Here is a 13,725-nt window from a genome sequence, read left to right as displayed (position 1 = left end):
GTGTGATCAGAACTGACGGCATCGGCAAAGAAGTTCCCAAGTCACCTGGACGGAGGCATCTTTCACGACTTCGTGCGCCCGAAGCAGCGCTCCAGCTCGGCCAGGTCGTAGAACGCGCTGCCCTTCGTCACGGGCGCGCAGCCCGCCTTGAACGCGGTCTCCTTCTCGTTGTAGAGCATCCGCACCAGATAGGTGTCGCCCTTGCGGAACACGTCCCACTGGATGTTCGCGGCCATCGGCGCCACCGAGCCGCCCCGCCAGGGGTTGTCCGTATAGGTGTACGACTGAGTCGTCGTCACCGGCTTCGTGCTGCCCGGCAGCCGCATCAGAGTGGCGAGCGGGATGATCTCCTCGGCGTGGGTGAATCGCAGCTCCGCGCCGAGGCCGCCGGTTCCGTCACGCTTGGCCTCGGCCTTCTTGAAGAAGTCGTCGAGCAGGACGTCCGCCATCTTGTACGTGATGTCGCTGTCCGCGAAGCCGGGTCCCTTCTCGTAGAAGTCCTCGGCGTCGCTGAGGTAGGCGAACCAGGCGGCGTCGCGCGGGTCGAGGTAGCGCTCCAGGTGCCAGCTGCCCTCGTCGGTCATGGCCGGGGCGATGCTGTAGAGGTTGTAGACCGCCTGGGCCGCGTCCACCTCGCTGCCGATGGAGGCGAACTCCCCTGCCGAGATCCGCCGCACGAAGGCCGGGGTGAAGATCCTCTTCAGGATGTCGCGGGCCGCGCGGTGGGTGGCCGGCTGCTCGGAGACGCTCTGGAGAGTGGTGGCCAGCCGCTGGTCGTGGGCGATGTAGTCGCGGTAGGCGGCACCGCCCGCGGACTTGTGGAAGTAGAGCAGGTCGGGGTCGGTGCGCGCCGGGCCGATGAGGGGAGCGAGAGCCGGGTCGGCGTCGGCGAGGGCCGAGGCGAAGAGGGCGCCGCTGTCGACGGCGCGGCCCTGGCCCGAGCTGACCACGTCGATCGGCTCGGAGTCCTTGGCGATCCGCGCGAACAGTCCGGGCAGCCGCTGCGCCATGCGGGCCGCCGTGCCCTGGATCTCCCGCTTGCCCCGGCCGCTGAGGTTGCCGTATCCGACCTTCTCCATCGCCGCTTGCAGCGAGCGGACCTGCGGGCCGAACTCCGCTCCGGCACGGGTGAGTTCGCCCTCGCTCTCGGCCTTGTCCCACAGCTGGAGGATCAACTCTCCGTCCTCGCCGCTCGTCGCCGCGCGTGAACCGTGCCGGGACACGTTCTCGGTGAACACCGGGACGAACCCCTTCGGTGCCCGCTGGTACGTACGGGCGTTCTGCTGCGGCGCGTACGGCGTCTTCGTCCCGTAACTGCCCGCCGCCCCGCCCGCCGCCTGCGTCGGGAGCGGGGACATGAGGAGGACGGAGAGCGCGGAGAGGGTGAGGGCCAGGGCGGCCGCGATGCGTTTCATGGGGGCGTCGATTCGTCCGGGGGCGGGCTCGGTGACCGGCCGCATCGTTTCCGGACGACGTGAACGTCGGGTGACTGTGACATGGCGGGCGCCGGGTGCGCGTGCCCCGGCGCCCGTACCTCGAACAGGCCCGAAAAGTTACCTGGTTGACGAGGTTTTGGTCGAGGAACTGCTCTGCTGTCCGGGGATCTGCCCGCTCCCGTGCGGGGGTTGTGACCGTCCTCCCGGCCTGCGCAGGAGTGAGCGGCGGCCGAGCGCGGGCAGCGCGGGCGGGGTGAGGAAGCCCTCCGCGCGGGCGGCGGCGATCCCGATGCGGGGCAGGTCGCTGCTCTTCTCGAACAAGAGGTAACGGGGCTCCCAGACGGGCCGGTACTTTGCGTTGGCCCGGTACAGGGACTCGAGTTGCCACCAGCGGGAGAGGAACGTCAGCACCGAGCACCACAGACGCAGCACCGGTCCGGCGCCCAGCCGGGAGCCGCGCTCGAAGACGGAACGGAACATGGCGAAGTTCAGTGAGACCCGCTGCACCCCGATCTCCTCGGCGCGCAGCAGGAGTTCGATGACCATGAACTCCATAAGACCGTTCTCGGAGTCACGGTCCCGGCGCATCAGGTCGAGCGACAGTCCCTTGTCTCCCCACGGTACGAAGCTCAGCACGGCCCGCGGTTCGTCCTGGCTGTCGCGGCACTCCAGCATCACGCACCGGCCGTCGCCCGGGTCGCCGAGACGGCCGAGCGCCATGGAGAACCCGCGCTCGGTCTCGCCGTCCCGCCAGTGGTCCGCCTTGTCGATGAGGGTGGCCATGTCGGCCTCGGGGATGTCCTCGTGGCGGCGGATGCCGACGGTGTACCCGGCCCGGCGGATGCGGTTGTGCGCCTGGCGCACTCCGCGCATCGCGCGCCCTTCGAGGGTGAAGTCGGCACGGTCCACGATGGCTTCGTCGCCGAGTTCGAGGGCGTCGAGGCCGTGCCGGGCGTAGATGGTGCCGGCCTCCTCGCCGGCGCCCATCACGGCCGGCGTCCAGGCGTGCCGCCGCGCCTCGTGCAGCCATGCCTCGATCGCACCGGGCCAGGCCTCGGGGTCGCCGATCGGGTCGCCGGAGGCCAGGGTCACTCCGCCGACCACCCGGTAGGCGATCGCCGCCTTGCCGCTCGGGGACCACATGACGGCCTTGTCGCGGCGCAGCGCGAAGTAGCCCAGCGAGTCCCGCTCACCGTGCTTGGCGAGAAGGCCGCGCAGACGCCGCTCGTCGTCCTCGCCGAGGAGTTCCCGCCCGCGCGGGGCGCGGAAGCAGGCGTAGAGCACGAGCAGGAATGAGGCCGCGATCAGGATGTTGACGATCACGTCCACCCAGCGGGGCGCGACCACCGTGTCGAGGCGGTCGGCGAGCGGGCCGACGCTGACCCCACGCAGCAGCGTGTACGCGATCCGGTCGCTCAGTGGTGCCCCGGACACCTTGTTGGTGGCGCTCACCAGCAGCGTTCCGAGGGTGCCGCTGACCAGGAAGCCACCGGCGCCGACGGCCAGCGCCAGCCGGGGGTTGGAGCGGTCCCCGACGGCCTGGAACTCCCTTCGCCCCACCAGCAGCGCGACGACGAAGAGCCCGGTGAACACGGTCGAGAACCAGTTGAAGCCGTGCCGTCGGTACTGCTCCTGCGTGAGAGCCAGGACGTACAGCCCGAAGAGCGGTCCGGCCAGCAGCATGTTGAAGATCCACGCGGCCCGTTTGCGGCGCCGCATCACCAGGGCCAGGAACAGCGCCAGCGCGGCCGAGACGAGTCCGGCGGTGGCCAGGTACGGGGTGAAGAACTCGCCTCCGTTGTGCTCGTGCACCTCTTCCCGGAACGGCAGCGACGTGACCGCCACCAGGTTGAGCAGCGCGAGCAGTCGCAGGTACCAGACCGTGGCCGCGGCCGCCCGTGGTCGCAACCGGTCGCCGATGCCCGGCCGTCCGGCCGGGTCCGTCCGACGCGACTTCGAGTTCCTCTGTTCCGGGACGAGTACTGGCTGTTGTGCAGACACCGTGGAGCATCACCTTGGGGAGAGGGCGGTGGGGGAGAGCTGCGGGAGCGGGGGCGGGTAACCCTGTGTGTTCCCTGAGAGGGGCAGAGCGGGGAAACCCTACATGCTGTAAGAAAAGGTGAGTTGTGGTCGCGGTGAGGATTGCCACCGAGGGTCTTAACGAGTGGCGGTCAGCGGTGTTGCGGGGAAAGACTGCCTGGTCCCGGCGGTGCCGAGGGGTAAGTAACTGGTAAGAATCGAAGCGCGGACCGAATCTTCGTGGCCTGGGTGCGACCGCGCCGCCACGCTGTCGCCGTGCGCCCCGCGCGGGGACGCGGGCGCGGGGCCTCTTGTCCACCGCTCTCGTGTTACCGCAGCTCAGAGGCGTGATTCTCGCCTTGCGTGGCCCTCGCGACGACTGATCGGCCGATCCATCCTCCATGCGGCCGACCCGGGCTCGGCGGGTGATCCGCGTCCACTGTGTCGCGATTTGCGCGCTCTCTTGACCGTTAGTTAGGCATGCCTACACTAAGCCCCGCCCTTGGCCGTCCGGCCTGGTATTTGCTGCATCGGAGAGAGGCCCGAGGTGTGGGACGACGCGTTTCCCAGCTTTCTGATCGGTCTGCGTGAGGGGCTGGAAGCGGGACTGATCGTCTCGGTTCTGGTAGCCACGCTCGTACGGTCCGAGCAGCGCGCCCGGCTGCCTCATGTATGGACGGGAGTTGCCGCCGCCATCGGCTTGTCGATGAGCTTCGGTGCGGTCCTCACGTTCACGGCGGCGAACCTGCCCGGGAAGTCGCAGGAGGCGTTCGGGGGCACGCTGAGTCTGGTCGCGGTCGTGTTCGTCACCGCCATGGTGTTCTGGATGCGGCGCTCGGCCCGTACGTTCTCCGGCGAGATCAAGCAGAAGGTCACCGCCGCGCTGGGCATGGGCGCGGGCGTACTGATCGCCACGTCGTTCCTCGCCGTCGGCCGCGAGGGCCTGGAGACCGCGCTGTTCCTGTGGACCACAGCGCAGGCCGCGGGGAGTTCCTCGGGTCCGCTGGCCGGAGCGGCGGTCGGACTGCTGATCGCCGCGGCGCTGTGCTGGGGCCTGTACCGGCGCGTCCTGCACATCAACCTCACGCGGTTCTTCAGCATCACCGGCGCCGTACTCATCGTCATCGCCGCGGGCGTCCTCGGCTACGGCATGCGCGACCTCCAGGAAGCCACGGTGATCCCGGGCGGCACGTCGTACGCCTTCGATCTGTCGGCGCATGTCGACCCGGCCTCCTGGTACGTCACCGTCGTCCAGGGCACGCTCAACCTCACCCCGCAGATGACCTGGCTTCAGGTCGGTTTCTACGGCGCGTACCTGGCGATCGTGATGACGCTGTTCGTGCGCGGCGTCCGCGGGGCGGCCCCGGCGAAGCCGGTGCCCGTGGTACCCACCGCCGCGGTGGCCGCCGAGCCGACGACCGGCGCGTCCGCACCCGCCGAGGGTACGAAGCCCGCGACGCTCGCCGCGACGGACGTCGCGGGGGCAGCCGAGCGCGTGTCCGTCCCTCTTGACTCCGCCGAGGCGGAGCAGCCCGCGACGCGGGCCGGGAGTGCCGCCGACCCCGACCCCGACCCCGGCGCCGGGAGTGCCGTCGCGTCGACCGCCGTCGAGGCCGAGCGGTCCACCGCGCCCGCTCCGGTCGGGGGTGAGGCCGGGTCTGTGTCCGCCGACGCGGACAAGGCCGCCACGTCGGCCGCGACAGAGGCCGAGGCCGGCCGTTCCGCCATGTCCGCCGCCGAGGGCGAGCCCGCCTCCGAAGGCGAGAAGTCCGCCGAGCCTGTCTCCTCCGGCCCCGAGGAGCTGTCCGCTCCCGCCGAAGGCGCCACGGCCACGCCGTCCACCCCCCGTCGCTTCCCCCGCTGGACGGTCCCCGCCGCTCTCGTCGCCGCGCCCGCACTCATCGCGGGGATCACCATCGCCGTCAGCAGCGGAAAGCCCGCGTCCGGGACGTCCGTCGTCGAGGTGTCCGCGGCCGCCTGCGGCAAGGGCTTCACCGCGCCCAAGCCGGGCCGGCAGACCTTCCAGGTGCGCAACACCGGCTCCCGTACCTCCGAGATCTATCTGATCGACCCGGTCAGCAACGCCGTCTACGGCGAGGTCGAGGGCATCGCCCCCGGCACCACCCGCGCCCTGATCGCCACCGTCGGGACGGGCTCGTACGCCTGGCGTTGTGTGCCCAACGGCGGGAAGGCCGTCACCTCGGCTGCTGTCCGCGTCAGCGCGGGCGGCGGCTCCGTCCAGGCCGTACTGCCGGTCTCCGACAAGGACCTCGCCGCACCGCTGGCCGCCTACCGGACGTACGTCGACCAGGGTCTGGCCGACCTGCAGACCAGGGCGCGCACCCTCCAGAGCGACCTCGACGCCGGCAAGCTCGACCAGGCCCGCAAGGACTGGCTGCCCGCGCACACGCGGTACGCCTCGCTCGGCGCCGCCTACGGGACGTTCGCCGACTTCGACGCGAAGATCAACGGCCGTACGGCCGGACTCGCGGGCGGGGTCGACGACCCGGCCTTCACCGGCTTCCACCGCATCGAGTACGGCCTGTGGCACGGCCAGTCCGCCGCCACCCTCGCGCCGTACGCCAAGCAACTCGCCGCCGATGTGGACGCCCTGCGCAAGGACTTCCCGAAGCAGGACTTCGACCCGGCCGACCTCCCGCTGCGCACCCACGAGATCCTCGAGAACACCCTGCACCGCGAACTGAGCGGCAACGCCGACTACGGCAGCGGCACCGAGCTGGCCACCACCGAGGCCAACCTCGACGGCACCCGCGAACTGCTCACCCTGCTCCGCCCGCTGATCGACCAGCGCAACGCCAAGGTGACCCCGGCCGTCGACACGTGGATGCGGCGCACCGAGCAACTCGTGCTCGCCCAGCGGGCTGAGGACGGCACCTGGACGCCGCTGGACAAGCTGTCCGACACCGACCGGCAGCGCCTCGACGGCGCGGTCGGCCAGTTGCTGGAAGAGCTCGCCCCGATCCCGGACCTCCTGGAGATCCGCAAGGCCGCGTGAGCGGCCCAACGCCTGCTCGAGCGACCCCAAGGCCGCGTCAGCAGCCCGGCGCGGCGGCGCCGCCCCGAGACCGTCGGCCCACCCGCACCGCACCACCGCCCCCGCAGTACCGGGACCATGTGCCCACAGGAGAGGACCTCCCCCGATGACGACCCCGAGCCAGGACGACCAGGCCGCGCCGGGCGGCTGCCCCTTCGGCCGCCGTACGTTCACCAAGACCGCCCTCGGTGTCGGCGCGGCCGGAGCCGCCCTGGCGGGCGCCGGGCTCGTCGGGGCCCAGGTGGCGGCGGGCAGCACTCCCGCCGCGGCGGCCGACTCGGGCAGCGGCAAGGTGTCCTTCCACGGCGCCCACCAGGCCGGCATCACCACCCCCGCGCCCACGGCCGCCGTCTTCGTCTCCTTCGACGTCATCGCCGAGGACCGCACCCAACTGGTCACCCTGCTGCGCACGATCACCGAACGGGCCCGCTTCCTGACCACCGGTGGCACCCCGGTCGACCTCGGCGTGGGAGCGCCGCCCTCCGACAGCGGTCTGCTGGGACCGGACCTGCCCGCGGACGACCTCACCGTCACCGTGGGCGTCGGGGCCTCGCTCTTCGACGACCGCTACGGTCTCGCCGACCGCATGCCGCGCCACCTCAAGCCGATGCGCACCTTCCCCAACGACAACCTCGACGCCGCCGAGTGCCACGGCGACCTGTCGTTGCAGCTGTGCGCCGCCAACTCCGACACGGTGCTGCACGCCCTGCGCGACATCACCCGGCACACCCGCGGGGCGATGCAGATCAAGTGGCGCATCGACGGCTTCCAGAACCCGTCCCGTCCGACCGGCGCGCAGCGCAACTTCCTCGGGTTCAAGGACGGCATCGCCAACCCCGACACGACCTCGTCCCGCGAGATGGACAAGCTGGTCTGGGTCACCGCGGCCGACGGCGAGCCGGCCTGGGCGGTCGGCGGCAGCTACCAGGTCATCCGGATCATCCGGATGCTGGTCGAGTTCTGGGACCGGGTCTCGCTCACCGAGCAGGAGAAGATGATAGGCCGCCGCCGTGACACCGGCGCACCGCTGGACGGCGCCCAGGAGACCGACCTCCCGCGCTACACCAAGGACCCCAAGGGCGAGGCGATCCCGCTGGACGCCCACATCCGGCTCGCCAACCCCCGTACGGCCAAGACCGACACCGCCCGGATCCTGCGCCGTGGCTACAACTACGACCGGGGCGTGGACAAGGCGGGCAACCTCGACATGGGCCTGGCCTTCTGCTCCTACCAGCAGGACGTGGTCCGTCAGTTCGAGGCGACCCAGACGCGTCTGATCGACGAGCCGCTCGTCGACTACATCAGCCCCACCGGGGGCGGCTACTTCTTCGCGCTGCCCGGGGTGAAGGACAAGTCCGACTGGCTGGGCCGCTCCCTCGTGGAGGGCTGAGGCGAAGGGGGAAGAGGGGGCTGGGCCGCGCCCGGCAGCGGGGGCAGGCACGAGGCCGTCCCGTCCAGGGTGCCGAGCAGAAACGGCATCACTCCGCGCTCCAGCAGGGCCAGTTGCCACTCCTCATGGGCACGCCTCACCTCGGGATCGTGATCCTCCGAGGTGGGGCGGTCGCGCGTCGCCAGTGACCAGAGGAGGTCGCCCAGCGCCGCGCCCGCCGTCACCGCGGCCAGGATCACCACCACCATGATCAGCCCGTCGTTCAGATGCGGGCGTACGTCGAGGGCGTGCAGGTCGAACCCGCTCAGGACGTACACGCCCGCGGCGACGACACCGAGGCTCGGCACGAGCAGCGCCGAGACGGACACGGAGCCATCTCCCACACGCACGGTGGCCTTTGAGGGGCCCTCATGCCGTCCGGACGCCCGCACCCGGAGGTACCGGTCGTACTCGACCGCCGCCGTCCGGGAGAGCGAGGGGCGCGCCTGAAGGGCTTCGGCGCGCAGGCGCTCGCGCGTGTCCCGCGCGCCGACGCGTTCCACGGCTGCCATGATCTCGGGGGAGTGGAGGGCCCGGTCCAGGATCCGCTCGAAGGTGCCGTCGCTCGGCGCCGCCGGACCGTCGTCACGTTCCTTCATTTGGGGGTCCCCCGAGACGTAAGAGGCTCACGATGAGGCAAACCCTACAGTATGTAGGGTTTGCGCTCGTCAACCGCTTCGGTGTCGGGTCTCCATCGGGTCGCGGGATCTTCCCGGGCAATTCGGCCGGGACGCGTCGCCCTGCGCCGAGCGTCACGACCTCCCGGTGGCCCGGTGCACGAAGGCCGGCGGGAGGTTCGGCCACACCACGGGCGAGCGTTCCAACCGGCCGAAGCGGCAGGCCAGTTCGGCGGTGAAGTCACGGGCGGGCGGAGTCCAGGCCGCGTGCAGATAGGCGAAGGTGGTGAACCGGCCGCCGGGCGCCAGGACTTCGCTCACGGCGTCCAGGATGTGCCCGCGCCGCTGCCGCGACATGACCGTCCACGGCAGCCCGGAGACCACCGCGTCCACCGGTCCGCTCACCACGGCGGGCAGCTCGGCGGCCGAACCCCGCACCACGGTCAGCCGTCCGTCGGGCCGTGCGGCCGACAGCCGTGCCGCGAGCACCGGATTGAGCTCGACCGCGACGAGCCGCGCCCCGGGCGCGAGCCGGGCGAGGATCGCATCGGTGAACACCCCGGTCCCCGGGCCCAGTTCGACGACGAGCCGGGCTTGCTCCAGACCGATGCCTTCGGTCATCGCGTGGGCCAGCCGACGTGAACTGGCCGCCACGGCACCGGTCATGAGGGGCCGTCTGAGGAACTCGGTGGTGATCGACATGGCGGCCATGCTGGAAGCGCGCCGGGTGGCCGCACGTCGTATCCCCGGCCGGTGCGCGTACGACCGCGGGAGGACCCCGTGACGCCCCGCAGGACGATGCGGCGGAGCGGGCCCCGGTCATAGCGTGAGGCGGTGCATCGGCTGATCGAGACCCTGCTCCGCCGGTGGCGCGGCCACCCGTGGCTGACCGACGTCCTGTTGGTCGTGCTGGTGGCCGTGCCCCCGGTCATCCGCCCGGAGCCGGGCTGGCGGCCGGTCTGGGTACAGGGGGGCGTGTACGTCGCCCTGGTGCTGCCGCTGCTGTGGCGCCGCCGTCGGCCGGTGCTCGTCGCGGCCCTGGTGACGGCGGCCTTCTGGGCGCAGTACCTCGGACACGTGTGGGGACAGGAACCGGGGCGCGGCGCCGTCGCCGTGGCCGCGGTCCTGGCCACCCTGACCGTGCGCGGTCTGCGCCGCGCCGCCGCGCTGACGGTGGTCAGTGCCGCCGCCTGCGTAGCGCTCTGGATTCCCGCGTGGCAGCGGGAGTACGTGGGTCCGGGCGCCCGAGGTGCCTGGCTCACCCCGCTCGCGGTGGGGCTGCTGCTGAGCGGGGCCTGGGTGTTCGGCGAGTACGTCCGTGCCCGGCGCGCCTATCTCGCCGAGTTCGAGCGGCGGGCCGTACTCGTCGAGTCGGAGCGCCTCGCCCTGGCCCGGGTCGCCGTCGCCGAGGAACGGGCGCGCATCGCCCGCGAGATCCACGACGTCCTCGCGCACAGCGTGAGCGTGATGGTGGTCAACGCCGAGGGCGGCAGGCTGATGCGGCATGTCGACCCCGCCGTCGTCGACCGCACCCTCGGCGTCATCAGCGCGACCGGCCGCGAGGCCCTCGGCGAACTGCGCCGGCTGCTGGAGGTGCTGCGTACGCCCGACGCGGACGCCTCAGCCGATCCCGATCCCGACCTCGACGTCGACCTCGACCGCAGCCCCGACTCCGCCCGCGACTGTGGCCCCGATGCGGCTCCCGAGCCCCTCGCGGCCGATCTGCGTCGGCTGATCGGACGCCTCAACACCAACGGCACGCGCGCCCGGCTGGACCTGCGCGGTGAGCGGGGCGGCCTTCCGGCGGACCTCACCGTGCAGACGTACCGCATCGTGCAGGAGGCGCTCACCAACATCGTCAAGCACGCGCCGCCGGACGCCACGATCCACGTACGGGTCGACACGGGCACTCAGGGACCCGGGCGGCAGGTCCGCGTGCGCGTGGAGAACTCGGCCGGAGCCGGAGCCGGAGCCTCAGCCGCAGGGGGTGCCGTCGCCGAGCGCCCCGCCCCCCTGCCCTCGTCCGGTCGCGGTCTCACCGGCATGCGCGAACGCACCGCCCTGTACGGCGGGAGTGTCGACGCCGGGCCCACACCCGACGGCGGCTACCAGGTCGCCGCCACCCTGCGCGTCGCCGGGCCCGAGCCCACCGGGACGGCCCCATGACCGGCCCGACCCCAACCCCGACCGCGGTCCCGTCCCCGTTCCGCGTACTGATCTGCGACGACCAGGAGCTGATCCGGATGGGGCTGCGCATGGTCGTCGACAGCCAGCCCGACCTGACCGTGGTGGGCGAGGCCGCCGACGGCGACGCGGCGATCGCGGGCGCTGCGGCCCTGGCGCCGGACCTCGTCCTGATGGACGTACGCATGCCCGGTCTGGACGGACTCGCCGCCACCGAGCACCTCTGCGCGCAGCCCCACGGGCCCCGGATCCTCGTCGTCACCACCTTCGACCTCGACGAGTACGCCTACGCGGCCCTGCGTGCCGGCGCGAACGGCTTCCTGGTCAAGGACGCCCCGGCCGAGGAGATCCTGGTGACGGTGCGGGCGGTGCTGCGGGGCGAGGTCATGGTGGCGCCCTCGCTCACCCGGCGGCTGGTCGAACGCTTCGTCCTGCACGGGCCCGCGTCCGCGTCCACGCCCGCCCAGCGCCGCCGCCTCGCCGCTCTCACCGAGCGGGAACGGGAGGTCCTCGCCCTGGTCGCCCGGGGACTGGCCAACGGCGAGATCGCGGCCCGCCTCTTCGTCGGCGAGACGACCGTCAAGACCCACCTCGGCCGCATCCTGACCAAGCTCGGCCTCCGGGACCGTATCCACGCGGTGATCTTCGCCTACGAGAGCGGGCTCGTACGGGTCGGGGACTGAGCGGCGACGGGCATCCCGCCGTCCGGCGGGACTTCTCCGCCGTCTGGCGCTGCCGTGGGACCGCGGGCGCGCGGCACGATGACAGCCAGTGGTCACAGGGACGTGGCCCGGACGCAGGGAGAGCCGATGACCACCAATCCGTCCGCCGAGGCACAGGGCTCCCAGGTCGGGCCGCCTCCGCCGTTCGACCCGGAGCTCGCCGCCGCCCTCGAGATCATCCGCGAACAGCTGCCGTCCTCGTTCAGCATCGAGATGATCCCGGCGCTGCGCGAGGGCATCGCCCTGTCCGAAGGAGCGGACCTGGACCTGACCCGCGACGGCGCCTTCGCGGTGGAGGAGCGCACGGTGCCCGGGCCCCAGGGCGCACCGGACATCTCCCTGCTCATCTGCCGGCCGACCCGGGCCGCCGGGGCCGTGCCCGTCGTCTACAACGTGCACGGCGGCGGCATGGTGATCGGCGACAACCGCACCGGCGTCGGGGAAATGCTCGACTGGGCCGAGGAACTGGGCACGGCCGTGGTGTCGGTGGAGTACCGCCTCGCGCCCGAACACCCGCATCCGGCCCTCGTCGAGGACTGCTACGCCGGACTGAAGTGGATGGCCGAGCATGCCGGGGAACTGGGGTTCGACCCCGAGCGGATCATCGTCGCGGGCGCGAGCGCAGGGGGCGGTCTGACCGCGGCGGTCGCCCTGCTCGCCCGGGATCGCGGCGCACCGGCGCTCCTGGGGCAGGTGCTGCTGTGCCCGATGCTCGACGACCGCAACGACACCCCCTCCAGTCATCAGATGGCCGGTCTCGGCGTGTGGGACCGCGCCGCGAACCACATGGGGTGGACGGCTCTCCTCGGTGACGCCCGCGGCGGCCCGGACGTCTCTCCCTACGCCGCCCCGGCCCGCGCCGACGACCTCTCCGGGCTGCCCCCGGCCTTCATCGACGTCGGCTCGGCCGAGACCTTCCGGGACGAGGCCGTCGCCTACGCGAGCGGCCTGTGGCAGGCGGGCGGCCGGGCCGAACTCCACGTGTGGCCCGGTGGCTTCCACGGATACGACCTGATGGCGCCGCAGGCCGCCCTGTCCCAGGACACCAAGGCGGCACGGCTGCGCTGGCTGCGCCGACTCCTGGAGAACTGACCCCCTCCACCGGGTGTTCCTGCCGGTGACGGCTTGGCACCGGGCGCCCGAGGACGGAGCATGAGGGGCGACGCATTCCGGTGGCCCGTGCGAGGTGAGTGAGTTCGGTGAAGGAGCTGGCGGGCAGGCTCGCGGCGCTCGACCCCGACGCAGGTGCCGCACTCCAGGTGATCTCCTACTTCGACCGGCTGATCGAGGGCCGGGCGGGTCTGGAGTCCCTGGTGCGGGGCGCGGCCGTGCTGTCCGGCAGCCCGGCGCGGCTCGTCGACGAGGAGCGCGGGGTCCGCGTCCGGGTCGAGGCCGACGGGACGCGCCGGGACGACGGCGGCCCCCTCGACCCGGCCTGGCCCTCGGCCCCCTTGACGCCGGACGGACCCCCTGCCGTCTGGCTGGAGCGCACGGGAATCTCCGACCGCACGGGAGTCTCCGAAGGGGTCCACGCGATGGTCCTCGAGCGCGCCGCGGCCGCCGCCCGGGTGGTGCTGGACCGGACGCGCGGGCGGGCTCCGGCGGAGACCCGCCAGGCCGACCCCGCCTCGGTCGAAGTGCTCCTGGACGCCTCCGCCACCGAGCACGCCCGGTGGCAGGCGGCCGTCCGGCTCGGCCTGCGGGACGTGGCCGCCGCCCGTGTGGTGGCGACCGCCGAGGGCGGGCCGCTCGTCGAAGCGGTGCCCGCCACCGGCGACAGCACGCCCACCACCGGTGGCCGTCGCGCGGGCATCGGCCCCGCGGTGCCCGTACGGGACCTCCCGACGTCGTGGGCCGCCGCCCGAACCGCCCTGCGGTTCACCGCGGAGGGCACCGACCAGGACCCCGGCCCCCGCACGGTGTACGCGGACGAGCTGGGCGGCCTTGCGTTGCTCGCGGACACGGTCGGCCCGACCACGGAACCCTTGCCCGACGTCCGCGCCCTCGAACACGCCGTCGCGACGGCCCCCTGGGCGGCGAGCACGCTGAACGCGGTCGCCTTCAGCACGAGTCTGCGCGCCGCCGCGGCGGAGCTGAACGTGCACCACTCCACACTCCAGGACCGCCTGGTCCAGGCCGAGCACTGGCTCGACTGGCCGGTCCACGACCCGCACGGCCGACTCCGCCTCCAACTGGCGCTGGTCCTACGACGGTTGCACCGGAACGCGGCACGCTAGCGCGCGCTCCCGGGACGGCTCACGCG

Annotated in this window: 10 protein-coding genes; 6 read left to right on the top strand and 4 right to left on the bottom strand. The window is 72.4% G+C overall.

What is annotated here, in order from left to right; all coding sequences use genetic code 11:
• Positions 1-62: 62 nt before the first annotated feature.
• Together ACZ69M_RS06945 and ACZ69M_RS06940 are read right to left on the bottom strand one after the other, a co-directional pair.
• On the bottom strand, positions 63-1,415 hold the full coding sequence (locus ACZ69M_RS06945) for a histidine-type phosphatase (RefSeq protein ID WP_470047313.1): 1,353 nt from the start codon (positions 1,413-1,415) through the stop codon (positions 63-65).
• Positions 1,416-1,553: 138 nt separating this feature from the next.
• On the bottom strand, positions 1,554-3,437 hold the full coding sequence (locus tag ACZ69M_RS06940) for a phosphatidylglycerol lysyltransferase domain-containing protein (protein WP_470047312.1): 1,884 nt from the start codon (positions 3,435-3,437) through the stop codon (positions 1,554-1,556).
• A 565-nt stretch (positions 3,438-4,002) separates the two neighbouring features.
• Between ACZ69M_RS06940 and efeU the strand changes: the two genes are divergently transcribed.
• Together efeU and efeB are read left to right on the top strand one after the other, a co-directional pair.
• On the top strand, positions 4,003-6,471 hold the full coding sequence (gene efeU, locus ACZ69M_RS06935; protein ID WP_470047310.1) for an iron uptake transporter permease EfeU: 2,469 nt from the start codon (positions 4,003-4,005) through the stop codon (positions 6,469-6,471).
• Positions 6,472-6,616: 145 nt separating this feature from the next.
• Positions 6,617-7,900: an iron uptake transporter deferrochelatase/peroxidase subunit gene (gene efeB, locus ACZ69M_RS06930; RefSeq protein ID WP_470047308.1), complete on the top strand. Its 1,284-nt coding sequence runs from the start codon at positions 6,617-6,619 to the stop codon at positions 7,898-7,900.
• On the opposite strand, the gene ACZ69M_RS06925 is transcribed toward efeB, so the two are convergent.
• Entirely contained in the window at positions 7,831-8,538 is a 708-nt protein-coding gene (locus ACZ69M_RS06925; RefSeq protein WP_470047306.1) for a hypothetical protein, read from the bottom strand. The two genes, efeB and ACZ69M_RS06925, sit on opposite strands and share 70 nt — an antisense overlap.
• A 153-nt stretch (positions 8,539-8,691) precedes the next feature.
• On the bottom strand, positions 8,692-9,258 hold the full coding sequence (locus tag ACZ69M_RS06920) for a class I SAM-dependent methyltransferase (RefSeq protein ID WP_470047304.1): 567 nt from the start codon (positions 9,256-9,258) through the stop codon (positions 8,692-8,694).
• Between the two features lie 132 nt (positions 9,259-9,390).
• Here ACZ69M_RS06920 and ACZ69M_RS06915 point away from each other — a divergent pair, with 132 nt between their 5' ends.
• From ACZ69M_RS06915 to ACZ69M_RS06900, 4 genes are all read left to right on the top strand, one after another.
• Entirely contained in the window at positions 9,391-10,722 is a 1,332-nt protein-coding gene (locus ACZ69M_RS06915) for a sensor histidine kinase (RefSeq protein WP_470047302.1), read from the top strand.
• Entirely contained in the window at positions 10,719-11,423 is a 705-nt protein-coding gene (locus tag ACZ69M_RS06910) for a response regulator (protein ID WP_470047300.1), read from the top strand. Before ACZ69M_RS06915 ends, ACZ69M_RS06910 begins: the two co-directional genes overlap by 4 nt.
• Before the next feature lie 126 nt (positions 11,424-11,549).
• Positions 11,550-12,554 carry an alpha/beta hydrolase gene (locus tag ACZ69M_RS06905; protein ID WP_470047298.1) on the top strand — a complete coding sequence of 335 codons (1,005 nt, stop codon included), beginning with the start codon at positions 11,550-11,552 and terminating at the stop codon, positions 12,552-12,554.
• Positions 12,555-12,661: 107 nt separating this feature from the next.
• Positions 12,662-13,699: a helix-turn-helix domain-containing protein gene (locus ACZ69M_RS06900; RefSeq protein WP_470047296.1), complete on the top strand. Its 1,038-nt coding sequence runs from the start codon at positions 12,662-12,664 to the stop codon at positions 13,697-13,699.
• Positions 13,700-13,725: the final 26 nt, after the last annotated feature.

Source organism: Streptomyces sp. NPDC107454, assembly GCF_055582885.1.
This window is presented reverse-complemented; position numbering and strand designations above follow the sequence as displayed.